Below are 25,328 nucleotides of genomic sequence, written 5' to 3'. Positions count from 1 at the left end.
TCCTGCCCGAACCGGCGCGCAGGACATCGGAGGACGGCGCAGCCATCCCTGGCTCGGGCCGCGGCCTACGCCGCACGCCCAAAGACCTGAGTTAAACAGTGGCAGAAAAGGAAAGTTCAGCTCAGCGACGAGAGGGTGCCGCTTCTGTGCTCGGCTTCAAATACAGGATTTGAGACAGTGCCCAAGGTCAATCGATGGACCGGTTGGTGTGCAACCAGTCGACGATATCGCCTTCCGGTGTATAACCGGCAACAATGTCGCGCAGCAGCTGGCGCACCCGGACATAGTCGCCGGCATCGACCGAGCGACTCAACTCGACGAGGGCGGACCGGAAAAGGTCCCAGGCAAGGAAGTCTTCGCTGGCACGCATGATCTTGGGATGCGAGGTGGGACTGACGTCATCGCCGATGAGCAATTCTTCGTAGAGCTTCTCGCCAGGCCGCAGACCGGTGAATTCGATGGCCACATCGCCATGGGGATTGGCAGGAGAACGCACGCTGAGGCCCGACAGCTTGATCATCTGCTCAGCCAGCTCGACGATGCGCACCGGCTCGCCCATGTCCAGAACGAAGACATCGCCCCCCTCGCCCATGGCCCCGGCCTGGATCACCAGTTGTGCCGCTTCGGTGATGGTCATGAAGAAGCGGGTGATCTTGGGGTGGGTCACGGTGACCGGCCCACCCTTGCGGATTTGCGTACGGAACAGCGGGATGACCGAGCCGGACGAGCCCAGGACGTTGCCGAATCTGACCATGGTGAAGCGGGTACGATTGACCTGGTGAATGCCGTCGGCCTGGCCATGGAGTATGGGCGCCGCTTCGCGGCTGAGCGCCTGCAGGACCATCTCGGCCAGGCGTTTGGTACTCCCCATGATATTGGTCGGCCGCACCGCCTTGTCGGTGGAAATCAGCACGAAGCTGGTCACGCCCGCCTGGATCGCCGCCTGGGCGGCGTTCAGTGTACCCAGCACATTGTTGCCGAATCCCTCGGCGATATTGTGCTCGACCATGGGCACGTGCTTGTAGGCTGCCGCATGGTACAGGGTCGCCACCTTCCAGTGGCGCATCACCTGCAGCAGCAGCGCAGCGTTACGAATCGATCCCAGGACGGGCACCAGGGTGATCGGCAGGGCTTCACGCTGGATATGGGCGTCCAGCTCCCGATGGATGCTGTAGAGATTGAATTCGGCATGATCGAGCAGGATCAGCACCCGCGGCCGCTGCCCGATGATCTGCCGGCACAGCTCGGAACCGATGGAGCCACCCGCGCCCGTCACCATCACCACCTGCTGGCTGATGCAGCGACTGAACAGTTCGGGTCGAGGCGCTACCGGATCTCGCCCCAGGAGGTCGGCGATATCGACCTCCTGCAGGTCGTCGACCTGCACCTTGCCACAGGCAAGATCGCTGATCCGCGGGACGGTACGGACATGCAAGGGATAGGGCTCGAGCAGACTCAGGACTTCCCGGCGCCGGGCACGGGTGGCGGACGGGATGGCCAGGAGGATTTCCTCGGCCCCGGTCTCTTCGATCATCTGCTGGATGTGCTTGGGGGTGTAGACCTTGAGGCCAGCGATGATGCGATTGGCGATGCTCTTGTCATCGTCGATGAAGGCCACCGGCCGCATCGCCCGCCCCATGCGCAGCGCTGCGATCAGCTGATTGCCCGCCGAACCGGCGCCATAGATGGCGACACGGGGCAGTTCGTCCGGCTGCTTGATGAAGGGTACGGTGATGGCACGATACCAGTCGCCCAGGAAGTACTGGCGCAGCGCCAGACGCAAACCGCCGATGAGGATCAGGCTGACGATCCAATAGTTGAAGATCATCGAACGCGGCACGATCTCCGGCAGGTCGCGATACCAGTAGATGACCACGGACAGCAGCAGGGTCGAGAGCGTCACCGCCTTGGCGATGGCGATCAGCGCATCGTTGCCCAGGTAACGCATGACCGCACGGTACATGCCGATGCGGATGAACAGGGGAATGGCGATGGCCGGGGCAGTGAGAAACAACCAGGCGTGGCCACTGAAGGGCTCGATCATCTGCGCGGAGCCCAGCCGCAGATAGAAGGCGAGCCACAGTGAAATCCAGATCAATACCAGATCGACCGCGACCTGGATGACTCGCTTGGTACGCCGGTTCAGCTTGACCAGACGGTCACGCAACATAGCAGTGTTCCTACTCCCTGAACCCGGTGGACGGCACAGCCGAGGCTGTCTCATCGGTCCCAGCATTGTATCCAAGGGCCAGACCCAACAGAGGTCCATAAGCAAGCAACAGCCCCAGTATGGCACCTAAATGTCCGGTGCCTACCAGCAATGCGATGGGCAGCAGCCAGCAGAGGTTGATGCAGAGCACTGCCAGGGTCACCGCCCTATGGCTGCGATGGCGCCGCGAGGCCCACTGATAGGCATGGGTACGGTGAGCCTCGTAGGGTTTCTTGCCGCGTGCCAGACGGCGCAGCAAGGTCCAGGTGGCATCGACGATGAAGACGCCCAGCAGGATCACCCAGGCCCAGAACAGTGAAAGCTCGGTCAGGGCCGCCTGCAGCGACAGCATGCCCAGGACGAGACCGAGAAAGCCGCTGCCGACATCGCCCATGAAGATTCGCGCAGGCGGGAAGTTCCATAGCAGAAAACCCAAGACCGCCGCCGCGAGCAGCAAGGGGGCTCCCAGCAACTGCGAATATCCTGCGAGACCATAGAGCAGCGCCATGCCCAGGCAGGCGCTCAAGGCCTCCACCGCGGCGATGCCATCGATGCCGTCCATGAAATTATAGAGATTCAACAGCCAGACCAGGTAGAGGGCGCCAAGGGCCAGGATCATCGCGATCGGCAAACCCAGCGCCTGCGCCAGGCTTCCGGGCAGCACCCCATACCCACCGAGCCACAGCAAGGCCAGGAAAGCCGCGAGAAAATGCCCGAGCAAGCGCCAGCCGGCGCCGACATGCCGATGATCGTCGATGAAGCCCAGCACCGCCACCAGCAGCCCTGCCCCGACCAGGACGGTGCCGGTCGCCGTATCGAGCCATCCCAGCATCTGCAAGGCGAGGCAACCGATCACGAACACCACCACGAAAGCCAGACCACCCCCGCGAGGGGTCGCTACCTGATGCGAGCTACGCGCATTGGGCTCATCGAGCAGACCACCGGACAGGGCATAGCGGCGCAACGCCGCCGTCCCCAGCCAACTGCCGACCAGCGCCGCGACCAGCACGAGAATCAGCATGTCGCCTGCGCCCGTTGCGCACCCAAGGCCCGCAAGGCGCTGCGGCCCGAGTATGGTGGCCGCCAATCCAGCAGGGTCTTGGTGGGCTGGATGTCCACCTGCAACGAGCCACAGAGTCGCTGCGCCAGCTCGCCACGCCCCAGTAGCCGGGCGCCTCTTTCGAGCCAGACGCTGGGAATCGGGACCAATCTGGCCTTCCTGCCCAAGCCCTCGCTCAGCAGCTCGAGCAATTCAACGGTAGACAGATCCTCATCGTCGCTGACCAGCAAGGTGGCGCCCACCGCCTGCGGCGCCGAGATGCACAGTGTCAGCAGGTCGACCAGGTTTTCCACGGCGACCAGGCTGCGCCGGTTGTGCCTTACCCCGCCCAGGGGCAGGGGTACGCCGCGAGCCAACACATCCAGCAAGCGGGCGACATTGGCTTTCACGCCTGGGCCATAGACCAGCGGTGGTCGGATGATGACCACCTCCAGGCCGGTCTCCGCCATGAGCGCCAGCAACTGCTGCTCGGCAACGGCCTTGGAGCGGGCGTAGGCATCGGTGGGAGCGGGCGGATCGTCCGCACGGAAGGGACGTCCTGGCCGTGTCCAGTCGCCATTGACCTTGATGCTGCTGACGAAGATGAAACGGCGGACACCGGCAAGGACGGCGTCCCGCGCCAGCCTCAAGGTAGCGGCCCGATTCACCTCGTCATATCGCCCGTCGCTGAGCGCGCCGGGTTGCTCACCCAGCTGATGGACGCGTGCGGCCAGATGGATGACGGTATCGACACCCACCAGCGCCGCCAACCAGTCGGTATCGGCCGCGAGCTCACGACTCACGAAGGCAAGGCCATTTCGCGGAGTGGCAGTTGACGCCTGGCGTAGCGCAGCGACTACGGGAAAACCCTCGTCGAGCAGATGCCGGACCAGGCAACTCCCCACGAATCCTCCCGCCCCCGTCACCAGAATACTGCCTTCCATCGATGCCAAGCGCCCTTCCAGCAGCCAAATCGGCGCCCATGGTAAGACATTGCTCGACGAGCACCTAGCGATGCAAAAACACTGGCCATAAAAAAACCCACCAGGCCAGGCCTGGTGGGCTATGAAAACGAGTTGGCTTAGAGCGTCTTGGCCGCAACGGGCACGTTGACGACCTGCTGGGCGACATAGTGGCGCGAGAAGGTCTCGACGCGCTGGGTGGGCTGCAGGAAGAGAGCAACCAGCCAGCTACCGGCCAGGGCGGCTACCGCCAGGAAGGGGTGTCCGAGTTGCATGCTGGTGAAGCAGGCGGCGATACCGATCCAGATGAAAAGATAGTGGCGCATGACAACTTCCTCACTCGGAGTGGACTACGAGGTCAACCAGGACCTTATGTGAGCGAAGTCTCATACAAAAAACGGAACCCGTCTACAAAAATATCAAAAAGACTTGACTTTTTTTGTAAACGTCAAAATACCGATATCACCTACAATAACAACGCTTTTTTGACGAGCCAACCGAGCGAAAAAAATGCTCTTCAATCAAAAGGTTGCAGGACATCAAAAGAAAGGGCCGACCTGAGTGTCGACTTTATGGCTCCAGCTCGTTTACGCGATCTCGTAGCTCCTTGCCAGGCTTGAAGTGCGGCACGAACTTGCCATCCAGCAGGACCGACTCCCCGGTCTTGGGATTGCGCCCGGTGCGAGGCGCACGATAATGCAGAGAGAAGCTGCCGAATCCCCTGATCTCGATACGATCACCGGTGGAAAGGGCCTGGGCCATCTGTTCCAGCATGGTCTTGATCGCCAGCTCGACGTCCTTGGACGACAGCTGCCCCTGGTAGGCAACGATACGCTCGATCAACTCCGACTTGGTCATGGATTTTTCCTTCGTTATCAAGCGGCTAGATCACCTCCGAGCACTTTTAGCACGCTGGCCGATTTTTGAAAAGTCAAGCGACCGGCTTTGCCGCCCTCACCTTTTTACTTGCCGCTACCGCCCACCTTTTTTCGCCGGGCAAGAAAAAGGCGACCCGGAGGTCGCCTTTTCATTCAAGCGAGAACTTAGTTCTGGCTTTCCATCTGGGCCTTGATCAGGTCACCGATGGTGGTGGGGCCGGCAGCAGGCTCTTGCTTGCTACGCAGGGAGCTCATGGCTTCCTTCTCGTCATCGACGTCCTTGGACTTGACGGAGAGGCTGATCACGCGGCTCTTGCGATCGATGCTGATGATCTTGGCTTCGACTTCGTCGCCTTCCTTCAGCACGTTGCGAGCGTCTTCGACGCGGTCACGGCTGATTTCGGACGCCTTCAGGACGCCTTCGATCTCGTTGGCCAGGGTGATGACAGCGCCCTTGGCATCGACTTCCTTGACGGTACCGCGCACGATGGTGCCTTTCTCGTTCAGGGAGGCGTAGTTGGAGAACGGATCGTCTTCTAGCTGCTTGATGCCCAGGGAGATGCGCTCGCGCTCCGGGTCAACGGACAGGATCACGGTATCCAGCTCGTCACCCTTCTTGAAGCGACGCACGGCTTCTTCGCCGGTTTCGTTCCAGGAGATGTCGGACAGGTGTACCAGACCGTCGATGCCGCCTTCCAGACCAATGAAGATACCGAAATCGGTGATCGACTTGATGGTGCCGGAGATGCGGTCGCCCTTGTTGAACTGACCCGAGAACTCTTCCCACGGGTTGGCACGGCACTGCTTGATGCCCAGGGAGATACGACGACGCTCTTCGTCGATATCCAGGACCATGACTTCCACTTCGTCGCCGACCTGAACGACCTTGGACGGGTGGATGTTCTTGTTGGTCCAGTCCATTTCGGACACGTGCACCAGGCCTTCCACGCCCTCTTCCAGCTCGGCGAAGCAGCCGTAGTCGGTGAGGTTGGTGACGCGCGCCTGAACGCGGGTGCCTTCCGGGTAACGGGCCTTGATGGCGACCCACGGATCTTCGCCCAGCTGCTTCAGACCCAGGGAGACGCGGTTGCGCTCGCGGTCGAACTTCAGCACCTTGACGTCGATCTCGTCGCCGACGTTGACGATTTCCGACGGATGCTTGATGCGCTTCCAGGCCATGTCGGTGATGTGCAGCAGGCCGTCTACGCCGCCCAGGTCGACGAACGCACCGTAGTCGGTGAGGTTCTTGACGATACCCTTGACTTGCTGGCCTTCCTGCAGGGATTCCAGCAGGGCTTCGCGCTCGGCGCTGTTCTCGGCTTCCAGGACGCTACGACGGGAAACGACAACGTTGTTGCGCTTCTGGTCCAGCTTGATGACCTTGAACTCGAGTTCCTTGCCTTCCAGGTGGGTGGTGTCACGCACCGGACGGACATCGACCAGGGAGCCCGGCAGGAACGCGCGGATGCCGCTGACGTCGACGGTGAAACCGCCCTTGACCTTGCCGTTGATGACACCCTTGACCACTTCGTCGGCGCTGAACGCGGCTTCCAGGACCAGCCAGGATTCGGCGCGCTTGGCCTTTTCGCGAGACACTTTGGTTTCGCCGAAACCGTCTTCGACGGCATCCAGGGCTACGTGGACTTCGTCACCCACGTTGATGGTCAGCTCGCCTTGTTCGTTGTAGAACTGCTCGAGCGGAACCAGGCCTTCGGATTTCAGGCCGGTATCGACCACAACCCAGTCACCATCGATCGACACCACGGTACCGGTGATGATGGCACCCGGCTGCATGTCGAGGGATTTCAGACTTTCTTCAAAGAGTTCTGCGAAGCTTTCGCTCATGTTCATACCTGTTGTATGGATACTCGATGTATCCGGCTACCGCATGACCAGCCCATGCGGGGTGAGTGGTTACCATCCGGCTACCGGGATGCGACTGGTTCCCGGCAGCTTTCACCGACGACTCGGATGAGCCTCGGCCTTCATCCCGCCAGGTCGCGCTCGGCGGCCAGGGTCAGGATGCGTTCCAATACCTGTTGTATGGAGAGATGCGTGGAATCCAGCTCGACGGCGTCGTCGGCGGGCTTGAGCGGAGCAACGCTACGCTGACTATCGCGGGCGTCCCGCTCACGGATCTCTTCCAGGAGGGCAGGCAAGCTAACATTTTCGCCCTTCTGCTTCAACTGAAGATAACGTCTCTGCGCGCGTTCCTCGGCACCGGCGGTCAGAAAGATCTTCAGTTCGGCGTCCGGAAACACCACGGTGCCCATGTCACGCCCGTCGGCGACCAGGCCAGGGGCCTCGCGGAAGGCCTGCTGGCGCTGCAGCAGCGCATCGCGCACGGCCGGCAGGGTGGCGACCTGGGAAGCGCCGGCACCGACTTCCTCGGTGCGGATGACGTCGGTGACATCCTCGCCTTCGAGGATGATGCGCTGACCGTGCTCGTGGCCAGCCAGGAACTGGACGTCCAGGTGGGCCGCCAACAGCTTGAGCGACTCCTCGTTGGTGTAGTCGACGCCATGGTTGCGGGCGGCGAAGGCCAGCAGGCGATAGAGTGCGCCGGAATCCAGCAGATTCCAGCCGAGCTGACGGGCGACCAGCGCCGCGATGGTGCCCTTCCCCGAACCGCCTGGGCCGTCGAGGGTGATGATGGGTGCGGTACTGCTCATGAGTGCCCCTCCGTGATGGGATGATTGGCGACGACCTGGGCGCCGGCCTGGGTACGGCTGGCAAGGATGTGACCGAAATACTCGCGCGCACCGCGAGCATGGGTCAGCACCCCCATGAGGAACTGACCATCGCCGGCCTGGATGGCGCCACGCAGCTCGTCGAGATCGGCGCGATAGGTGTCCAGCGCTTGTAGCACGGCTTCGCGATTGGCGATGAAGATGTCGTGCCACATGGTCGGATCGCTGCCGGCGATGCGGGTGAAGTCGCGGAAACCACCGGCGGCGTAATGGAAGATCTCGCGGTTCTCGCTGCGCTTGGCCAGGGAGTCCACCAGATTGAAGGCCAACAGATGCGGCAGGTGGCTGGTGGCGGCGAGGACCTGGTCGTGATGCTCCACGGTCATGTGCTCGACATCGGCACCGATGGCGCGCCAGAGCCGATCGACCTTGTCCAGGTCGGCCGGCAGGGTTTCGTCCAGTGGCGTGAGGATGACCTTGTGGCGATTGAACAACGCTGCATTGGCCGCCGTGATACCGCTGCGCTCGGAGCCGGCGATGGGGTGACCCGGCACGAAACGCAGCGACTGGCCGGCGAAGGCCTGGCGCGCGGCACGCACCACGTTGCCCTTGGCGCTGCCGACATCGGTGAGGATGGCATCCTGCAGCGGCAAGGCGGCGAGATCGGCCAGGACCCGCTCCATGGCCAGGATGGGCACCGCGAGCTGGATGACGTCGGCGCCCGGGCAGGCGTCGGCGAGTTCGGCGACGCAACGGTCGGCGACCCCCAGCTCGACGGCCAGCCGGCGGGTCTCGGGATCGCGATCGACCCCGACCACTTCACGGCAGAGCCCACTGGCGCGGGCACCCTTGGCGAAGGAGCCGCCAATCAGGCCGAGGCCGACAACGACCAGGCGTTCGATCAGGGGAGTGGCCACTTCAGCCACGACCCAGGACCTTGGCCAGGGCTACCAGGAAGCGGGTGTTTTCCGCTTCGGTGCCGATGGAGACGCGCAGGAAGGTGGGCATGCCATAGCCGGCGACGGGACGCACGATGACGCCCTCTTGCAGCAGTCCCTGGTTGATCGGTGCGGCATCGCAGCCCAGGTCGACGGCGATGAAATTGCCGCGCGAGGGAATCCACTGCAGGTCCAGTTCGCGGAAACCGGCTTCCAGCTGGGCCATGCCGGCGTCATTGAGGGCGCGGCTGCGGGCCAGGTAGTCGCTATCGGCCAGGGCCGCACAGGCCGCCGCCTGGGCCAGGCTGTTGACGTTGAACGGCTGACGCACCCGGTTGAGGACGTCGGCCACGGTCGGCGAGGAGAAGGCATAGCCCACCCGCAGGGCGGCCAGGCCATAGGCCTTGGAGAAGGTCCGCGACACGATCAGGTTCGGGTACTGTGCCAGGAACGCCAGGCCGTCCGGCAGTTCATCGCCCTCGGCGTATTCGATGTAGGCCTCGTCCAGCACCACCAGGACGTGCTCGGGGACGCGGGCGAGGAAGCGCGCCAGGGCCTCGCTGTCGAACCAGGTGCCGGTAGGGTTGTTGGGGTTGGCGACGAAGACCACGCGGGTGTCGGCATCGATGGCGGCGAGCATGGCGTCGAGGTCATGGCCATAGGCCTTGGCCGGGACGCTACGTCCTTCGGCACCGATGGCCAGGGTCACCAGCGGGTAGACGGCGAAGGCATGCTCGCTGAACACGGCGTTGTAGCCGGGCGCCAGGTAGGCCCGGGCGACCAGTTCGAGGATGTCGTTGGAGCCGTTGCCCAGGGTGATGCCGCTGGGCGCCACGCCGAACCTCTGGCTCAGGGCCTGCTTGAGATCGAAGGCGTTGCCATCGGGATAGCGGGTCAGTTCGGCCAGCTCGGCGCGGATGGCCTCGAGCGCCTTGACGCTCGGGCCGAGGGGGTTCTCGTTGCTGGCGAGCTTGACGATGCTCGCCGGTGCGATACCCAGTTCGCGGGCCAGTTCATCGACGGGCTTGCCGGGCACGTAGGGCGAGAGTTTCTGTACGCCGGGAAGGGCTTGTGCCAGGAAATCGCAGCTCATGGAGACCTCTTCAACTTGCGATGACGACAGCCGTGGCCGTCGAAAATGGGCGCCATCTTAAAGCCAAGGCGGGTCGCGGACCAATCGAAGTTGCGCTGGCGCGACGGAAAGCTCCTAGCTGATGGCGCTGTAGCGACCGGGGCGATGGTTGATCGCCAGGGTGAGATTGAGGATGACGGCACCGAGGATGGAGGTGAGGATGGCGCCCGGCGCGACGACGAACAGCGCCAGCAGGACGATCAGGCAATCGATGCCCATCTGCACCTTGCCCGCACGCCAGCCGTAGCGATGCTGCAGATAGAGCACGGCGATGTTGATGCCGCCGAGACTGGCCTGGTGGCGGAACAGGATCAGCAGGCCCACGCCCATCAGCACGCCGCCGAGCACCGCGGCGTAGAGCGGCTGCAGCGCGGTGAAGCCGATGAAGCGCGGCGTCAGCTCGGTGAGCAGCGAGACCAGGGTCACCGCGGCCAGGGTACGCAGGGTGAAGGCCCAGCCCATGCGCCGCACGGCCAGCCAGTAGAACGGCAGGTTGATGAGGAAGAACGCCTGGCCGAAGGACAGCCGCGTGCCGTACTGGGCGAGAAAAGCCAACCCGGCGGTACCGCCGGTGAGCAGGCCGGCGTGGCGATAGAGGTTCACCGCCAGGGCGATCATCAAGGTGGCGCTGAGCAGCGCCAGCACATCTTCGAGCAGATTGTGCCGTTGGGGAGTCAGGGTCGTCATGATGGCCATCCTGGCGCAGGAACGAGGAGCCGGCCCCGGATACAGGGCCGGCCGGGAGGGCGTCAGCCGAGTTCGGCCAGCAGCTTCTCCCACTCCTTGGTTTCCTTCTTGGAGGGGGCCCCCAGCAATTCGACCGCCTGGCGCAGACGAAAGCGGGTGAGGTCCGGACCGAGGATCTCCATGGCGTCCAGCACCGAGACCGAGCTGGCCTGGCCGGTGATGGCGGCGAACAGCAGCGGCATGACGTCGCGCAGCTTGAGTTGCTGGTGCTCGGCAACGGTCTGGATCACCGCGGTGATGCGCTCCTTGTCCCACGTCCGCAGGGCTTCGAGCTTCCACAGCAACAATTGCATGACCAGCCGCACCTGGTCGGCGGACAGTTTCTTGTGCTGGAACAGCGCCGGGTCCAGGTTGAGGGCGCCGCTGAAGAAGAAGCCGGCCAGCGGGGCGATCTGGCTGAAGGTCTCGACCCGCTGCTGCACCAGCGGGGCGATCTTGAGCAGGTACTCGGGATTGAGCGCCCACTGCTGTACCTCGGCGGCGAAGCGCTCGGGGCTCAGCTCGCGCAGCCACTGGCCGTTGAGCCAGGACAGCTTCTCGACGTCGAAGATGGGGCCGCCCAGGGATACGCGCTGCAGGTCGAAATGCTCGACCATCTCGGCCAGGGTGAACTTCTCGCGCTCATCGGGCATGGACCAGCCCATGCGCCCCAGGTAGTTGAGCATGGCCTCGGGCAGGTAACCCATGCGCTGGTAGAAGGTCACCGAGGTGGGATTCTTGCGCTTGGAGAGCTTGCTCTTGTCGGGGTTGCGCAGCAGCGGCATGTAGCAGAGCTGGGGCTGCTCCCAGCCGAAGTACTCGTAGAGCTTGATCAGCTTGGGCGCCGAGGGCAGCCACTCCTCGCCACGCAGGACGTGCGTGATGCCCATCAGGTGGTCGTCGACCACGTTGGCGAGGAAATAGGTGGGCAGGCCATCGGCCTTCATCAGCACCTGCATGTCCATGCGATCCCAGGGGATCTCGACATCGCCGCGCAGCAGGTCGGGGACGACGCAGACACCCTCCTCCGGCACCTTCATGCGGATGACATAGGGCTGGCCGGCATCCAGGCGCTGCTGCACCTCTTCCTTCGACAGGCGCAGGCCGCGACCGTCGTAGCGCGGAGTCTCACCGCGCGCCTGCTGTTCGGCGCGCATCTGGTCGAGTTCTTCCGGGGTGGCGAAGCAATAGAAGGCGTGGCCCTTCTCCACCAGTTCGCGGGCGTACTTCCAGTAGATCTCGCCGCGTTCGCTCTGCCGGTAGGGACCATGGGGGCCGCCGACGTCCGGCCCCTCGTCCCACTCGATACCCAGCCAGCGCAGGGCGTCGTAGATCTGCTGTTCGGATTCGCGGGTCGAGCGGACCTGGTCGGTATCCTCGATGCGCAGGATGAACTGACCGCCGTGCTGACGGGCGAAGCAGAGGTTGAACAGGGCGATATAGGCGGTACCGACATGCGGGTCGCCGGTGGGCGACGGCGCGATGCGCGTGCGAACGGTGGTCATCGGCTTTCTCGAGAAACGCGAAGGGACAAAGGCGGAATGGTAGCAGCGCCAGCCCTGGCGCTGCCAGTTGACGGGTCGGTAGAGCCTGTTCACGTTCTCGCGAGCTAGAGCAAAGCAAGGCGAAAATAGCTGAGGAAGCGGAGTTTACGAGTGGTAAATGAGCATTCCGAAGCTATTTTCAACGCAGCTTGGCCGACGCGCAGCAGAACGTGTACAGGCTCTCAGACCTGGACCAGGCGCTCGCGCAAGGCCTGGATCTCGTCGCGCAGCTGGGCAGCGGACTCGAACTGCAGGTCGCGCGCCAGTTGCAGCATCTTTTCTTCGAGCTGGCGGATGCGCTTGCCGATCTCGCTGGGCGAGCGCAACTCGGCGGCGTATTCGCCCTGGTCCTCGGCAGCCTTGGCCGCGCGGCGCTTGCCCTTAGCACCCGGCGCCGCGGCCCCTTCCATGATGTCGCGGATGTCCTTCTTGATACCCTGGGGCACGATGCCGTGTTCTTCGTTGAAGGCCAGCTGCTTGTTGCGCCGGCGCTCGGTCTCGTCGATGGCGCGCTGCATGGAGCCGGTGATGCTGTCGGCGTAGAGGATGGCCTTGCCGTTCAGGTTACGTGCCGCCCGGCCGATGGTCTGGATCAGCGAGCGCTCGGAGCGCAGGAAGCCTTCCTTGTCGGCGTCAAGCACCGCCACCAGGGACACCTCGGGCATGTCCAGGCCCTCACGCAGCAGGTTGATGCCCACCAAGACGTCGAAGGTGCCCAGGCGCAGGTCACGGATGATCTCCACCCGCTCCACGGTGTCGATGTCGGAGTGCAGGTAACGCACCCGCACGTCGTGATCGGCCAGGTAGTCGGTGAGGTCCTCGGCCATGCGCTTGGTCAGGGTGGTGCAGAGCACCCGCTCTTCCTGGGCCACCCGTAGGCGGATCTCGGAGAGCAGGTCGTCCACCTGGGTGGTGGCCGGACGGATCTCGATGATCGGGTCGACCAGGCCGGTGGGTCGTACCACCTGCTCGATCACGCGGCCGGCGTGTTCTTCCTCGTAAGGACCGGGGGTGGCCGAGACGAAGATGGTCTGGGGCGCGCCAGCTTCCCACTCCTCGAACTTGAGCGGCCGGTTGTCCAGTGCCGAAGGCAAGCGGAAGCCGTATTCCACCAAGGTTTCCTTGCGCGAGCGGTCGCCCTTGAACATGGCGCCGATCTGCGGAACGGTGACGTGGGATTCGTCGATCACCAGCAGGGCATTGCTCGGCAGGTAGTCGTAGAGGGTCGGCGGCGGCTCGCCGGGACCACGGCCGGACAGATAGCGGCTGTAGTTCTCGATGCCGTTGCAGTAGCCCAGCTCGAGGATCATCTCCAGGTCGAAGCGGGTACGCTGCTCCAGGCGCTGGGCTTCGAGCAGGCGATTCTGGCTGCGTAGCCATTCGAGGCGCTCGGCCAGCTCCAGCTTGATGTTCTCGATGGCGCCCAGCAGGGTTTCGCGCGGCGTGGCGTAGTGGGTCTTGGGGTAGAAGGTGAAGCGCGGCAACTTGCGGATCACCTCGCCGGTGAGGGGATCGAAGGCCGACAGGCTTTCCACCTCGTCGTCGAACAGCTCGATGCGCACCGCCTCCAGGTCGGATTCCGCCGGGAAGACGTCGATGACATCGCCGCGCACCCGGAAGGTGGCGCGGGCGAATTCCATGTCGTTGCGGCTGTACTGCAACTCGGCCAGCCGACGCAGGATGGTGCGCTGATCGATACGTTCGCCGCGATCCAGGTGCAGGACCATCTTCAGGTAGGCTTCGGGACTACCCAGGCCGTAGATCGAGGACACCGAGGCGACAATGATGGCGTCCTTGCGCTCCAGCAGCGCCTTGGTGGCGGACAGGCGCATCTGCTCGATGTGGTCGTTGATGGACGAGTCCTTCTCGATGAAGGTGTCCGACGAGGGCACATAGGCTTCCGGCTGGTAATAGTCGTAGTAGGAGACGAAGTACTCCACCGAGTTGTTCGGGAAGAAGGCCTTGAATTCGCCGTAGAGCTGGGCGGCCAGGGTCTTGTTCGGCGCCAGCACCATGGTCGGGCGCTGCACCTGGGCGATGACGTTGGCGATGCTGAAGGTCTTGCCCGAGCCGGTCACGCCGAGCAGGGTCTGGTGCGACAGGCCCGCTTCCAGGCCTTCCACCATCTGGCGAATGGCTTCGGGCTGGTCGCCGGCCGGGGTATAGCGAGTGGAGAGCTGGAATGCGGACATGGCTGCCTCAGTAGCACGGGAATGCAGGAACGTCATCGCCGCGACGTGGGCGTCGAGGCAAAGCGAGCGAGGGAAATGCTGGAACGCCCTAGATGAGGCCGCAAGCCTCTCTTTGCAATCTTCCGCCACTGCCACACGTCAGGAAATCCTCGACTGAGGTTGGGTCGCGATGGCGGTTGCAGGGGGCTATACTCCTGGCTCCAGGCGTTCCGCCCTTTCCTTCACCCCTCATTCGAGCCCCTGCCCCATGAGTTTGTTCTCCGCCGTCGAAATGGCACCCCGCGACCCCATCCTTGGCCTGAACGAGGCCTACAACGCCGATGCCCGTCCGCACAAGGTCAATCTGGGCGTGGGGGTCTACTACGACGAGCAGGGCCGCATCCCGCTGTTGCGCGCCGTGGCCGAGGCCGAGAAGCAGCGCGTAGCCGCCCAGGCGCCGCGTGGCTACCTGCCCATCGAGGGTATCGCTGCCTATGACCAGGCCGTGCAACACCTGCTGTTCGGTGCCGAATCGAGCCTGATAAAGGAAGGCCGGGCCATCACCGTCCAGGCCGTCGGGGGCACCGGTGCCCTGAAGATCGGTGCCGACTTCCTCAAGCGGCTGCTGCCCGATGCCGTGGTCGCCATCAGCGATCCGAGCTGGGAAAACCACCGCGCCCTGTTCGAGGGTGCCGGCTTTCCCGTGCAGACCTACCGCTACTACGACGCTGCCAGCAATGGCCTGAATCGCGAAGGCTTCCTGGCTGATCTCCAGGCGCTGCCGGAGCGTTCGGTGGTGGTGCTGCATGCCTGCTGCCACAACCCCACCGGGGTGGACTTGCAGCCGGCCGATTGGCAGGCGGTGCTGGACGTGGTCAAGGCGCGCAATCTGGTGCCCTTCCTCGACATCGCCTACCAGGGCTTCGGCGACGGCATCGACGAGGACGCCCAGGCCGTACGACTGTTCGCCGATTCCGGCCTGACCTTCCTGGTCTCCAGTTCCTTCTCCAAGTCCTTCTCGCTGTACGGCGAGCGAGTCGGTGCCCTGACCCTGGTCAGCGAGAGCCGCGAGGAAAGCGCCCGGGTGCTGTCCCAGGTCAAGCGGGTGATCCGCACCAACTATTCCAACCCGCCGACCCATGGCGCCACCATCGTCGCCACGGTCCTGAGCAACCCCGAACTGCGCGCCCTCTGGGAAGCCGAGCTGGGCGAAATGCGCCAGCGCATCCGTACCATGCGCAACGCCCTGGTGGAAGGCCTGGCCGCTGCCGGTGCGACTCGCGACTTCGCCTTCGTCAACGCCCAGCGCGGCATGTTTTCCTACTCGGGCCTGACCGCCGAGCAGGTGGAGCGGCTGAAAACCGATTTCGGCATCTACGCCGTGAGCACCGGTCGTATCTGCGTGGCGGCCCTGAACGGCCACAACCTGCAGCCGACCATCCAGGCGATCGCAGCGGTCCTCGAGGGGTGACGGCGCCCTTCCCGGCGGCGCCTTTTCCAGGTGCCGCCGAGGGTTGACTTCCTGTTAGTTATCAGTAAGATGCGCTCCGTTATTCCGCGATAGCTCAGTCGGTAGAGCAAATGACTGTTAATCATTGGGTCCCTGGTTCGAGTCCAGGTCGCGGAGCCAGAATCTGAAAAGCCCGTAGCGGGTCTCCTGCTACGGGCTTTTTGCTTTGTATCGCCGAAGGTTTCTTTCAGAAAGCGGCTCGCCCCTCAGGCGTAGCGCCGCTGTCCGACCGGCACGGGACAGCGCTCCAGCAGGGTCTGCAGGTCCCAGGGCTTGGGCAGGAACACGGCCTGAATGGCGGATGACGGTTGCTCGTCGTAATAGCCAGAGGTGATGACGATGGGCAAGCCCGCCTGCCAACGGCGTGCCTGCAGTGCCAGGTCGATGCCGCTGAGCACGCCGGGCATCCTGACATCGGTGAAGAGCAGATCCAGGTGCGGTCGTGCGTCGCGCATGAAGCTGCAGGCCGAATCGGCGCTCTGGAAGGCGTGTACCTCGCAGCCCCAATCTTCGAACAATTCCTGCAACAGTCCCAGTAGGACAGGCTCGTCTTCAGCGACCAGCACACGCGGGCGATTCATGGGGCAGGTCCTGTCCAGGTAAAGGCAATAGGTTCGACCGTACCGCCGTCACGCCCTCCCACCCTGTACGACGAAGCGCCCCTTTGTACAAGAAATGCACGAGCCAGAGCAGTCGCTGGCAGCGCTCGGTCGATCGAGTTCAATAGTTGTACAGTTTGCCGCCGTCGGCTCCGATAAAGACGCCATTGGCCCTCTGGCCAGCGCCAGCGGAACGGCCTTGCGTTAGACTCCGGCGGCCTTCCATCTTGCAGGTTAGAGCCTTGAAGCCGTCGCCTAGCCGTGCCTGGATCAGCGATTTGAGCAGTGCGATCAGAGCCCGGAAGACGCTCGCGTATGGATTGGCCATCCTGGCGTTCGCGCTGGCCCTGGTGGCGCGGTTCGCCCTGGTGGATGTCCTGGCCCGAGGGTTTCCCTATCTCACCTTCTTTCCCGCCGTCATTCTCACCGCCTTCTTCTGCGGCACCGGTGCCGGCATTCTCTGCGCCGTGCTTTCCGGGCTGGCCGCCTGGTACTTCTTCATTCCCGACCAGTGGTCCTTCGTGATCAATGGTCAGGGTGTGCTGGCGCTGGCCTTCTACGTGGTCATCGTCGGCGTGGACATCGCCCTGATCCACCACATGCACACGGCGAGCGCCCGACTGCGCGCCGAGCAGCAGCTGATCCATGGTCTCTACCGCCAGCAGAACACCATGTTCCAGGAACTGCAGCACCGGGTCGCCAACAACATCCAGTTCATCGCCTCGCTGTTGATGCTGCAGCAACTCAAGCTGCCCGATGACAGCGAGGCTTCCCGGGCGCTGGAGGAGGCCCGCTCTCGCCTGGAGAGCATCTCGCGCATCCATCGGCGCCTGCACGATCCGGCCGACGCCGACCAGCCGGTGGCGCATCACCTGCATCTGCTGACCAGCGACCTGCTGGAGGCCACGGGGCTCAGCCAGGTGTCCTGCACCATCAGCGCCGAACCGCTGAACTTCGATCTGTCGCGCCTGACGACCCTGTCGATGCTGGTCGCCGAGGTGGTGACCAATTCGCTCAAGCACGCCTTCGAGGGCGACCAGCGCGGCCTGATCAGCATCAGCCTGCAGCGTCTCGATGACCAGCGGCTGCTGCTGCGCGTCGCCGACAATGGCAAGGGCATGCCGCGGCATTTCAATCCACGGACCAGCCAGCGCCTGGGCTTCAAGATCATCAATGGCCTGGCGGAGCAGCTCGGCGGCGAGGCGCTCTACAGCAACGACAATGGCACGGTGATCGAGGTGGAGTTCGCCGCCTAGGGCGGGGCTGGCGAACTCACCCGAACGGGCTAAAACCCTATACAATGCGCGGCCTTTCCAGCCAGGTGCCTCGCCATGACCGCTCTCCCCCCTTGCCCCCAGTGCGCTTCCGAATACACCTATGCGGATGGCAGCCAACTGATCTGCCCGGAATGCGCCCATGAGTGGACGCCGGGTGAAGCGGGCACCGCCGACGAGGCGAAGGTGATCCGCGATGCCGTCGGCAATCCCCTGCAGGATGGCGACACCGTCAGCGTGATCAAGGACCTCAAGGTCAAGGGCTCGTCCCTGGTGGTCAAGGTGGGCACCAAGGTGAAGAACATCCGCCTGGTCGACGGCGATCACGACATCGATTGCAAGATCGACGGTATCGGTGCGATGAAGCTCAAATCCGAGTTCGTCAAGAAGGTCTGATCGTCGTGGCGGGGTGTTCCCTCGCGGAGCGATGGCCTACCCTTGGCGTCTTTCCCTCCTGCCAAGGACTTTCCATGTCTCATCGGTTCCTCCGCCCGGCCCTGTTCCTCGCACCCCTGCTGCTCGCCGGCCAGGCCTTCGCCCAGTCGGCGCCGCCCGCGCAGCAGGAGCCGCAGCCCTCGGTCACGGAAAAGTACGGCGACTGGCAGGTGATCTGCCGTATCGCCCGTAATGGGGAGCGCTCGGCACAGCTGTGCTCCATCACCCAGCAGAAGGACAGCGCCAAGGGCCAGCGCATGCTGGTCACCGAGCTGCGGCCCAATCGCGAAGGCGTGGACGGTATCCTGGTGCTGCCCTTCGGCGTGGCGGTGACCAAGCCGATCTCGCTGCAGGTGGACAAGCGCAGCCTGGAGAGTCGCCCCTTCCACACCTGCATTCCCCAGGGCTGCGTGGTGCCGGTGGAGTTCGTCGGCGACGCCTTCAAGCAGATGCAGCGCGGCAGCCGCCTGACCGTGACCACCCCGGTCGCCAACGGCGAGACCGCCAGCGAGAGCCTGTCGCTCAAGGGCTTTTCCAAGGCCTACGACCGCGCCAAGGAACTGACCAAGCCGCTGTAAGCGCCTGTGCAAAGTCTGCTGCGCGTCGGCAAGATGGCGTTGAAAAGGCCCTGGAAGGCCAGCCCCGCCCGGGTGGCCCCGTCGCAATGCTCATTTACCACTCGTACACTCGTGCGCGAGTCCGATCCGCTTCCTCGGCCGCTTTCGCGGTACCGCCTAGGTCTTGCTTGTCTCTAGCTCGCGAGACGTTCAACAGGCTCCAAGGGTTGCTAGCCGGGCACGGGTGCTTGCGGGCGCTGCGCCGTGCCGCTTTCGGCGGCGCGCTCGACGGCGGCCACCAGCGCCAGGGTACGGGCCGCATCTTCGGCACTGACCAGCGGGGCCTCCTCTCCCCGTGCGACGCGCACGAAATGCTCCAGTTGCAGCCGCAAGGCTTCGTCCCTGGTCGGCGCCTGGACCTGGGCGTCGAGGGGCTGGTGCCAGCCAGCGCCGCGTTCGGCATAGCGCCAGAGGCGGAGCTGCGGCACGCTCAGGGCACCCTCGGCACCGGCGAACAGGTAGCACGGCTGGTCCGGCTGGTGGGGATAGACCGGATTCTCGCCACTGGTGAGTTCCCAGCTCCAGGGCGCCGCCACACCGTCGCTGGCGGTCAGGCTGCCCAGGGCGCCACTGTCGAACTGCAGATTGATCACGGCGCTGTCGGCATTGGCGTAGCCGCGCAGGGCGTTGTCGGTGAAGGCCTGGACCTGGCGTACCTCGCCGCAGAGATGACGCAGCAGGTCGAGGTCATGGATCAGGTTGGTGAGCAGCATCCCAGCCCCGGCTTCGCGACGCCAGGCACTTTCGAAGTAGCTATCAGGCTTCTGCAGTTGCCAGAGCGCGGTAACGGTCACCAGGCGGCCGATGGCGCCCTGGCGCAGCAGCTCGCGGGTCCGCGCGATCAGCGGATTGTGGCGACGATGGTGACCTACCAGCAAGGGTACCCGCAGGTTACGCTGGGCGTGCAGCAGCTGAGCCACTTCGTCCGGCGTGGTCCCCACGGGCTTTTCCAGCAGCACCGGGATGCCGAGGGCCAGGCAATCGAGCGTGGTCGCGACGTGCAGGGCGTTGGGATTGGCGACGATCACCGCTTCAGGGCGCACGGTTTCGAGCAGTTGGCGGTGATCAGCGAACGACGGCACGGCCCACTGCGCCGCCAACTCGGCCGCCGCCGGATCGGGATCGGCCAGGGCGCACAGCTGGGCGCCGGAGACGTGCTGCAGGTGGTGCAGGTGCTGGCGACCCATGTTGCCGGCACCGATGAGGGCGATGCGCAAGGCAGCGACCATGGAAGACCCCTTGTTGTGGTTATCGAGGTCCCTCGACTCTAAGGCGCCCCCAGCGAAGGCGCTACTGCACCGGCAGGAAATTGATGAACAGCAGGCTCTGGGCGTAGTTGACGCCAATGCGCCGGTAGCGCTCGTCCAGCAATTGGGCGAGCAGGTCCAGGCGGGCGACGATCTTGCCGAACTCGGTGGCGAAGCTGAGGTTGCTGCCCTCCTCCGAGATCTCGTTGGCGAACAGCAGGGGCTCGCCCGCGGCGTTCTTGCGCTGGTTGAGCAGCCAGGTGGCCTTCTCGATGTTGCGCGCGGCATTGTTGACGAAGCGCGCATCCACCACGTCGGTGATGTAGAACTCGGTGCGATTGCCATGGGCGGCGATGATCATGCTGCCGATGGCGTAGATGAAGGCACCGACCCGGTCGCCGTGATAGTCGTCGCCGAGCACATAGCTCAGGGCCGCCACGTCCTTGCGTCCGCCCAGCGCCGGCAGGCTGCGTCTCTGCTCGATGGCCGTGCGGATCTCGCGTTCGGCACTGGCGGCATCGGGCAGGCCGGTCTTCTTCCACTCGGCCGGGTTGCGCAGGTAGAGCTTGTTCATCAGCAGATAGAGGCTCTGCAGATTGGCCTGCATGGCGAGGGTGGCCAGGCGGTCGGAGCTGGTCTGCAGGAATTCGCTGGGGCGGGTCTTGCCGAATTGCCGGGCGATGTCCTGGGCGGACTGGCTGGTGCAGCCGGGCAGGCTCGCGAGGAGGCCAATCACACACCCGAGACGGGCGACGGCTGTGAAGGTAGGGGCAGGCATGGGGGCTTCGGCGGCTGAGTACCACCGAAGGGTAAGGCCTTCCCTGGCCGGCCTGCTGTGCGGCAGGCCAAGGAATGGGCTTCCTAGCGCTCAGCCGTTGCTGGGGAAAGCGAACTGCGAAGCCTCCTGGGTCTCGCGCTGTGGCCAGCGTTGGGTGATGGTCTTGCGGCGGGTGTAGAAGCGCACGCCGTCGGGGCCGTAGGCATGGAGGTCGCCAAACAGCGACCTCTTCCAGCCGCCGAAGCTGTGGTAGGCCACCGGCACCGGCAGGGGTACGTTGATGCCGACCATGCCCACCTCGATCTGGTCGGCGAACAACCTAGCCGCTTCGCCGTCGCGGGTGAATATGCAGGTGCCGTTGCCGTACTCGTGAGCATTGATCAGGGCGATGCCCTCTTCCAGGCTCTTGACCCGCACCACGCAGAGCACCGGACCGAAGATCTCCTCCTTGTAGATGCGCATCTCCGGGGTGACCTGGTCGAACAGGCAGCCGCCGAGGAAGAAGCCGTCTGCGTGGTCGGCGACCTTGAGGCTGCGGCCATCCACCACCAGTTTGGCGCCGGCCGCCACGCCATCGGCGACATAGCCGGTGACCTTGTCCAAATGCGCGCCAGTCACCAGCGGGCCCATGTCCAGGCCGCACTGGGTGCCAGGACCGACTTTCAGTTTTTCGATCTCCGGCACCAGTCGGGCGATGAGGGCATCGGCGACCTGGTCACCGACGCAGACCGCCACCGAGATGGCCATGCAGCGTTCGCCGCAGGAGCCGTAGGCGGCACCCATCAAGGCATTGACGGTGTTGCCCAGGTCGGCGTCGGGCATGACCACCGCGTGGTTCTTGGCGCCGCCCAGGGCTTGGACGCGCTTGCCCTTGGCGGTGCCACGGGCATAGATGTATTCGGCGATGGGGGTGGAGCCGACGAAGCTCAGCGCCTTGACCTCGGGGGCGTCGATCAGGCCGTCCACGGCTTCCTTGTCGCCATGCACCACGTTCAACACGCCCTTGGGCAGGCCGGCTTCCTCGAACAGCTGGGCGATGGCCAGGGTGGAACTGGGGTCGCGCTCGCTGGGCTTGAGGATGAAGGTGTTGCCGCAGGCGATGGCCAGCGGGTACATCCACAGCGGCACCATGGCCGGGAAGTTGAAGGGCGTGATGCCGGCCACCACGCCCAGGGGCTGGAAGTCGGACCAGGTGTCGATGCTCGGGCCGGCGTTGCGGTTGTATTCGCCCTTGAGCAGCTCGGGTGCGGCGGTGGCGTATTCGACGTTCTCGATGCCACGGCGCAATTCGCCGGCGGCGTCTTCCAGGGTCTTGCCGTGCTCTTCGCTGATCAGCTGCACCAGGCGCGCTTCGTTGCTTTCCAGCAGCTGCTTGAAGCGGAACAGCACCTGGGCGCGCTTGGCCGGCGGGGTGTTGCGCCAGGCCGGAAAGGCAGCCTGCGCGGCATCGATGGCCTGCTGCAGGGTGGCCGCATCGGCCAGGGGCACTTCGCGGATGACCGCGCCGGTGGAAGGGTTGTAGACCGGTGCGCGGCGGCTGCCACCGTCGACCAGCTGGCCGCCGATGAGATGCTTGAGGCTCATGAAGGGACTCCTTGTACGAGAGACAGGCGCTCCGCAAGGGAGCGCCGAAGGGAATCAGTCGAGGCGGTTGAGGACGTCGCCGACCGCGGCGAAGACGCGATCCAGGTCTTCGATTTTGGCGTTGAAGGTGGGCCCGAATTGCAGGGTGTCGCCACCGAAGCGGACATAGAAGCCGGCCTTCCACAGGGCGATGCCGGCCTCGAACGGGCGGATTACCGCATCGCCGTCACGCGGGGCGAGCTGGAGTGCGCCAGCCAGGCCGCAATTGCGGATGTCCACCACGTGCTTGGCGCCCTTGAGGCCATGCAGCGAGGCTTCGAACTTGGGTGCCAGCTCGGCGGCCTGTTGCACCAGGTTTTCCCGCTCCAGCAGCTCCAGCGCCGCCAGGCCTGCAGCGCAGGCGACGGGATGGGCCGAGTAGGTGTAGCCATGGGGAAACTCGACCATATGCTCGGGCGTGGCCTGGTTCATGAAGGTGTCGTAGATGGCGCTGCTGGCGATCACCGCGCCCAGGGGCACGGCACCATTGGTGACCTGCTTGGCCACGTTCATGATGTCCGGCGTCACACCGAAGAATTCGGCGCCGGTGTGACGACCCATGCGGCCGAAGGCGGTGATGACCTCGTCGAAGATCAAGAGGATGTCGTGCTGGGTGCAGATCTCGCGCAGGCGCTGCAGATAGCCCACCGGCGGTACGATCACCCCAGCCGAACCGGACATGGGCTCGACGATGACGGCCGCGATGTTGGAGGCATCGTGCAGCTCGATCAGCTTGAGCAGTTCGTTGGCCAGCTCCACCCCGCCGGTCTCGGCCATGCCCTTGGTAAAGGCCAGGCCGGGTTGCAGGGTATGGGGCAGATGGTCGACATCCATGAAGGAGCCATACAACTTCCGGTTGCCGCCGATGCCGCCCAGGCTGGTGCCGGCAATGTTGACGCCGTGGTAGCCGCGGGCCCGGCCGATCAGCTTGGTCTTGGCCGGTTGCCCCTTGATACGCCAATAGGCCCGCGCCAGCTTGACCGAGGTGTCGGCACTCTCGGAACCCGAGCCGGTGAAGAAGACATGGTCGAGACCGGCCGGGGTCAGCTCGGCCATCTTTTCGGCCAGCTGGAAGGACAGCGGATGGCCGTACTGGAAGCCCGGCGAATAGTCGAGGGTGCCCAGCTGACGCGCCACGGCCTCCTGGATTTCCTGGCGCGAGTGACCGGCGCCGCAGGTCCAGAGCCCGGAGAGGCTGTCGTAGATGCGACGGCCCTGGTCATCCGTCAACCAGCTGCCCTCGGCGGCCACCACGATGCGCGGGTCCTTCTGGAAGGCGCGATTGGCGGTGAAGGGCATCCAGTGGGCGCGCAGGTTGAGCTGCGCGGCGACGGGTGGGGAAACGGTCAGTGGCTGGTTCATGGCGGGGTCTCGGGCGGGGACGTAGAGCCCGCAGAGTGCGCCCAGTGTTGCGTGAGTTAAATAGGTTTTTTCTCGCGCCTATATTGGTAAATACTCAACCATCGCAGTCGTGCTGACGCGCGGCTAGCGTTGACCGTAGTGAGCATCCCGATGTGCCTCTGTCGCCCTCGGAAATCCCGGTCCCCGCGGCGGTAGGAAGCCGCCAGAAATCGCCAGCCATGTCGCCTTCGCCCAATAACCAGCGAGCAGGCAGCGCAATGGTCGAGGTCGCCAAAGGTGCGGGGCAGAGCCCATCCAGAATCAAACGAAATATGCTGAAATGAATAAATATGATTACCAATCAGTGACTTGCCTGAAAGACTTTAAGCTGGCCGCCTGCCACCGTAGTCCCGTGGCGCCGAGGCACCCTCGCCTCACCTCTTTTCCCGGCGCGTAGTCCAGCCGGGCGCGGTAGCCTGTCCGCCGTCTCTGCCGCGTAGCCCACTTTCCGCTTTTGCCAACCCGTGCCCCTCTCCCGAGGCAGAGCGCGCGGTTTAGCTATTCCTCAAGGAAACCTCCCCCATGCTGATTCAGCTCAACTGGATCCGCGGCCTAGCAGCCGTTCTCATCGTTTTCCACCACATGACCGTGGGCAGCTACCAGACCACCGAGCACCAGCAGATCGCCCTGAACCTGCTGTCGCTGGAAACCACCTGCATCTTCGTCGCCCTCTCCGGTTTCTTCTTTCGCTACAACCTCGGCAAGTACAGCTACCAGGTCTATCTGGGCAAGAAGCTGCAGAACGTCATCCTGCCCTATCTGCTGATCTCGATCCCCGCCGTGCTGCTCTATGTCTCCGGACTCAAGCAGGAACACGAGTGGATCGACATGAACGCCTTCCATGACTGGCCGCCCTTCGCCCAGACCGCGCTGCTGCTGGCCACTGGCGCCCACCTGGGTCCGCTGTGGTTCATTCCGGCGCTGACGCTGATCTTCCTGCTCGCACCCATCCTGGAGTGGCTGGTCAAGCGTGGCCTGCTACCGGCGGCGACCCTGGTCGGCCTGCTGTATTTCCTGGTCTCCGATCGCCCGGCCAATGACGCCGACCCGCTGCTGGCGGCACTGCATTTCCTGCCGATCTACCTCTGCGGCATGCTGGCCTGCGAACAGCGCGAGCGGCTGCAACGGCCCCAGGCGCGTTACTGGCTGCTGGCGGCCCTGGTGCTGCTGAGCGGCGCGGCAGTGCTCGACAGCGCCTGCTACGGGCTGCAGAAACTGGCGCTGTGCCTGCTGCTCTTCGCCGTCTTCAGCCAGCCGGTCAAGGCACCGGGACGTGCCGACAGCCGTCTGGCCAGGGGCATGGGTCTGCTCGGCGCCTACAGCTTCGCCATCTACTTCCTGCACGGCTATCTCGCCGGCGCCTATCGCGTGCTGGGCCGCCTGCTGGGTGAGCAGAACTTCGCCCAGTACCTGGGCACCCGCCTGTGCCTGACGCTGATCACCCTGCTCTGCTGCGTCGCCGCGGTCTGGCTGGTCAAGCAGGTCACCCAGCAGCGCAGTCGGGTGTTGATCGGCGCCTGAAAGCGATCGCTGGCGCCGTGCCAAGCGGCGCCTT

Annotated in this window: 21 protein-coding genes, 1 tRNA gene and 1 pseudogene; 6 read left to right on the top strand and 17 right to left on the bottom strand. The window is 64.3% G+C overall.

What is annotated here, in order from left to right; genetic code table 11:
• Nucleotides 1-187: 187 nt before the first annotated feature.
• The 12 genes and pseudogenes from AR540_RS05680 to uvrB form a co-directional block, all read right to left on the bottom strand.
• Nucleotides 188-2,170: a polysaccharide biosynthesis protein gene (locus tag AR540_RS05680; RefSeq protein WP_059226844.1), complete on the bottom strand. Its 1,983-nt coding sequence runs from the start codon at nucleotides 2,168-2,170 to the stop codon at nucleotides 188-190.
• A 10-nt stretch (nucleotides 2,171-2,180) separates the two neighbouring features.
• A complete protein-coding gene (locus AR540_RS05675; protein ID WP_442963767.1) occupies nucleotides 2,181-3,227 on the bottom strand; it encodes an MraY family glycosyltransferase in 1,047 nt (348 codons plus the stop codon).
• Nucleotides 3,224-4,192, bottom strand: a complete 969-nt coding sequence (locus tag AR540_RS05670) for an NAD-dependent epimerase/dehydratase family protein (protein WP_059226842.1) — start codon at nucleotides 4,190-4,192, stop codon at nucleotides 3,224-3,226. Before AR540_RS05670 ends, AR540_RS05675 begins: the two co-directional genes overlap by 4 nt.
• A gap of 137 nt (nucleotides 4,193-4,329) precedes the next feature.
• Nucleotides 4,330-4,536, bottom strand: coding sequence for a hypothetical protein (locus AR540_RS05665; protein WP_059226841.1), 207 nt, complete (start codon nucleotides 4,534-4,536; stop codon nucleotides 4,330-4,332).
• Nucleotides 4,537-4,780: 244 nt separating this feature from the next.
• Nucleotides 4,781-5,068: an integration host factor subunit beta gene (gene ihfB / locus AR540_RS05660; protein WP_059226840.1), complete on the bottom strand. Its 288-nt coding sequence runs from the start codon at nucleotides 5,066-5,068 to the stop codon at nucleotides 4,781-4,783.
• A gap of 185 nt (nucleotides 5,069-5,253) precedes the next feature.
• Nucleotides 5,254-6,933 (bottom strand): 30S ribosomal protein S1, encoded by a 1,680-nt coding sequence (rpsA, locus tag AR540_RS05655; RefSeq protein ID WP_059227970.1) that lies wholly within the window; start codon nucleotides 6,931-6,933, stop codon nucleotides 5,254-5,256.
• 140 nt (nucleotides 6,934-7,073) lie between these two features.
• A complete protein-coding gene (gene cmk, locus AR540_RS05650) occupies nucleotides 7,074-7,760 on the bottom strand; it encodes a (d)CMP kinase (RefSeq protein WP_059226839.1) in 687 nt (228 codons plus the stop codon).
• Between the two features lie 38 nt (nucleotides 7,761-7,798).
• Nucleotides 7,799-8,683 (bottom strand): annotated as a pseudogene (locus AR540_RS05645) (prephenate dehydrogenase/arogenate dehydrogenase family protein); the annotation flags it as partial.
• Between the two features lie 13 nt (nucleotides 8,684-8,696).
• Entirely contained in the window at nucleotides 8,697-9,809 is a 1,113-nt protein-coding gene (gene hisC, locus AR540_RS05640) for a histidinol-phosphate transaminase (protein WP_059226837.1), read from the bottom strand.
• Between the two features lie 114 nt (nucleotides 9,810-9,923).
• On the bottom strand, nucleotides 9,924-10,535 hold the full coding sequence (locus tag AR540_RS05635) for a YitT family protein (protein WP_059226836.1): 612 nt from the start codon (nucleotides 10,533-10,535) through the stop codon (nucleotides 9,924-9,926).
• A 62-nt stretch (nucleotides 10,536-10,597) separates the two neighbouring features.
• The gene (gltX, locus tag AR540_RS05630) at nucleotides 10,598-12,079 is read right to left on the bottom strand and encodes a glutamate--tRNA ligase (RefSeq protein WP_059226835.1); all 1,482 of its coding nucleotides are present in this window, start codon (nucleotides 12,077-12,079) and stop codon (nucleotides 10,598-10,600) included.
• A 221-nt stretch (nucleotides 12,080-12,300) separates the two neighbouring features.
• Complete coding sequence (gene uvrB / locus AR540_RS05625) at nucleotides 12,301-14,310, bottom strand: excinuclease ABC subunit UvrB (protein ID WP_059226834.1); 2,010 nt, start codon at nucleotides 14,308-14,310, stop codon at nucleotides 12,301-12,303.
• 247 nt (nucleotides 14,311-14,557) lie between these two features.
• Between uvrB and AR540_RS05620 the strand changes: the two genes are divergently transcribed.
• Both AR540_RS05620 and AR540_RS05615 read left to right on the top strand, forming a co-directional pair.
• Nucleotides 14,558-15,760: an amino acid aminotransferase gene (locus AR540_RS05620; RefSeq protein WP_059226833.1), complete on the top strand. Its 1,203-nt coding sequence runs from the start codon at nucleotides 14,558-14,560 to the stop codon at nucleotides 15,758-15,760.
• 83 nt (nucleotides 15,761-15,843) lie between these two features.
• Nucleotides 15,844-15,919: transfer RNA gene (locus AR540_RS05615), tRNA-Asn, on the top strand.
• 86 nt (nucleotides 15,920-16,005) lie between these two features.
• On the opposite strand, the gene AR540_RS05610 is transcribed toward AR540_RS05615, so the two are convergent.
• Nucleotides 16,006-16,380, bottom strand: a complete 375-nt coding sequence (locus tag AR540_RS05610; protein ID WP_059226832.1) for a response regulator — start codon at nucleotides 16,378-16,380, stop codon at nucleotides 16,006-16,008.
• Nucleotides 16,381-16,718: 338 nt separating this feature from the next.
• Between AR540_RS05610 and AR540_RS05605 the strand changes: the two genes are divergently transcribed.
• From AR540_RS05605 to AR540_RS05595, 3 genes are all read left to right on the top strand, one after another.
• Complete coding sequence (locus tag AR540_RS05605) at nucleotides 16,719-17,654, top strand: sensor histidine kinase (protein WP_236712009.1); 936 nt, start codon at nucleotides 16,719-16,721, stop codon at nucleotides 17,652-17,654.
• A gap of 75 nt (nucleotides 17,655-17,729) precedes the next feature.
• Nucleotides 17,730-18,068 (top strand): zinc ribbon domain-containing protein YjdM, encoded by a 339-nt coding sequence (locus tag AR540_RS05600; RefSeq protein WP_059226831.1) that lies wholly within the window; start codon nucleotides 17,730-17,732, stop codon nucleotides 18,066-18,068.
• Between the two features lie 74 nt (nucleotides 18,069-18,142).
• Nucleotides 18,143-18,685, top strand: a complete 543-nt coding sequence (locus AR540_RS05595; protein WP_059226830.1) for an invasion associated locus B family protein — start codon at nucleotides 18,143-18,145, stop codon at nucleotides 18,683-18,685.
• Nucleotides 18,686-18,894: 209 nt separating this feature from the next.
• Here the strand turns inward: AR540_RS05595 and AR540_RS05590 are convergent, their stop codons facing one another.
• The 4 genes from AR540_RS05590 to AR540_RS05575 form a co-directional block, all read right to left on the bottom strand.
• Complete coding sequence (locus AR540_RS05590) at nucleotides 18,895-19,953, bottom strand: Gfo/Idh/MocA family protein (RefSeq protein WP_059226829.1); 1,059 nt, start codon at nucleotides 19,951-19,953, stop codon at nucleotides 18,895-18,897.
• Nucleotides 19,954-20,014: 61 nt separating this feature from the next.
• Nucleotides 20,015-20,749, bottom strand: coding sequence for a hypothetical protein (locus tag AR540_RS05585; protein ID WP_059226828.1), 735 nt, complete (start codon nucleotides 20,747-20,749; stop codon nucleotides 20,015-20,017).
• Nucleotides 20,750-20,839: 90 nt separating this feature from the next.
• A complete protein-coding gene (locus AR540_RS05580) occupies nucleotides 20,840-22,333 on the bottom strand; it encodes a CoA-acylating methylmalonate-semialdehyde dehydrogenase (protein ID WP_059226827.1) in 1,494 nt (497 codons plus the stop codon).
• A gap of 54 nt (nucleotides 22,334-22,387) precedes the next feature.
• Complete coding sequence (locus AR540_RS05575; RefSeq protein ID WP_059226826.1) at nucleotides 22,388-23,734, bottom strand: aspartate aminotransferase family protein; 1,347 nt, start codon at nucleotides 23,732-23,734, stop codon at nucleotides 22,388-22,390.
• 561 nt (nucleotides 23,735-24,295) lie between these two features.
• Here AR540_RS05575 and AR540_RS05570 point away from each other — a divergent pair.
• Nucleotides 24,296-25,294, top strand: a complete 999-nt coding sequence (locus AR540_RS05570) for an acyltransferase family protein (protein WP_059226825.1) — start codon at nucleotides 24,296-24,298, stop codon at nucleotides 25,292-25,294.
• Nucleotides 25,295-25,328 lie beyond the last annotated feature (34 nt).

The sequence above is a fragment of the Pseudomonas sp. EpS/L25 genome (assembly GCF_001512295.1).
Classification (GTDB): domain Bacteria; phylum Pseudomonadota; class Gammaproteobacteria; order Pseudomonadales; family Pseudomonadaceae; genus Chryseomonas.
Note: the sequence above shows the minus strand (reverse complement) of the source record. Positions and strands in the feature narration are given on the sequence as shown.

Bases quoted from the DNA above. Each gene is read 5' to 3' on its own strand.
- AR540_RS05680 (WP_059226844.1), bottom strand. From the start codon at position 2,170: ATGTTGCGTGACCGTCTGGTCAAGCTGAACCGGCGTACCAAGCGAGTC.
- AR540_RS05670 (WP_059226842.1), bottom strand. From the start codon at position 4,192: ATGGAAGGCAGTATTCTGGTGACGGGGGCGGGAGGATTCGTGGGGAGT.
- AR540_RS05665 (WP_059226841.1), bottom strand. From the start codon at position 4,536: ATGCGCCACTATCTTTTCATCTGGATCGGTATCGCCGCCTGCTTCACC.
- ihfB (WP_059226840.1), bottom strand. From the start codon at position 5,068: ATGACCAAGTCGGAGTTGATCGAGCGTATCGTTGCCTACCAGGGGCAG.
- rpsA (WP_059227970.1), bottom strand. From the start codon at position 6,933: ATGAGCGAAAGCTTCGCAGAACTCTTTGAAGAAAGTCTGAAATCCCTC.
- cmk (WP_059226839.1), bottom strand. From the start codon at position 7,760: ATGAGCAGTACCGCACCCATCATCACCCTCGACGGCCCAGGCGGTTCG.
- hisC (WP_059226837.1), bottom strand. From the start codon at position 9,809: ATGAGCTGCGATTTCCTGGCACAAGCCCTTCCCGGCGTACAGAAACTC.
- AR540_RS05635 (WP_059226836.1), bottom strand. From the start codon at position 10,535: ATGACGACCCTGACTCCCCAACGGCACAATCTGCTCGAAGATGTGCTG.
- gltX (WP_059226835.1), bottom strand. From the start codon at position 12,079: ATGACCACCGTTCGCACGCGCATCGCGCCGTCGCCCACCGGCGACCCG.
- uvrB (WP_059226834.1), bottom strand. From the start codon at position 14,310: ATGTCCGCATTCCAGCTCTCCACTCGCTATACCCCGGCCGGCGACCAG.
- AR540_RS05620 (WP_059226833.1), top strand. From the start codon at position 14,558: ATGAGTTTGTTCTCCGCCGTCGAAATGGCACCCCGCGACCCCATCCTT.
- AR540_RS05610 (WP_059226832.1), bottom strand. From the start codon at position 16,380: ATGAATCGCCCGCGTGTGCTGGTCGCTGAAGACGAGCCTGTCCTACTG.
- AR540_RS05600 (WP_059226831.1), top strand. From the start codon at position 17,730: ATGACCGCTCTCCCCCCTTGCCCCCAGTGCGCTTCCGAATACACCTAT.
- AR540_RS05595 (WP_059226830.1), top strand. From the start codon at position 18,143: ATGTCTCATCGGTTCCTCCGCCCGGCCCTGTTCCTCGCACCCCTGCTG.
- AR540_RS05590 (WP_059226829.1), bottom strand. From the start codon at position 19,953: ATGGTCGCTGCCTTGCGCATCGCCCTCATCGGTGCCGGCAACATGGGT.
- AR540_RS05585 (WP_059226828.1), bottom strand. From the start codon at position 20,749: ATGCCTGCCCCTACCTTCACAGCCGTCGCCCGTCTCGGGTGTGTGATT.
- AR540_RS05580 (WP_059226827.1), bottom strand. From the start codon at position 22,333: ATGAGCCTCAAGCATCTCATCGGCGGCCAGCTGGTCGACGGTGGCAGC.
- AR540_RS05575 (WP_059226826.1), bottom strand. From the start codon at position 23,734: ATGAACCAGCCACTGACCGTTTCCCCACCCGTCGCCGCGCAGCTCAAC.
- AR540_RS05570 (WP_059226825.1), top strand. From the start codon at position 24,296: ATGCTGATTCAGCTCAACTGGATCCGCGGCCTAGCAGCCGTTCTCATC.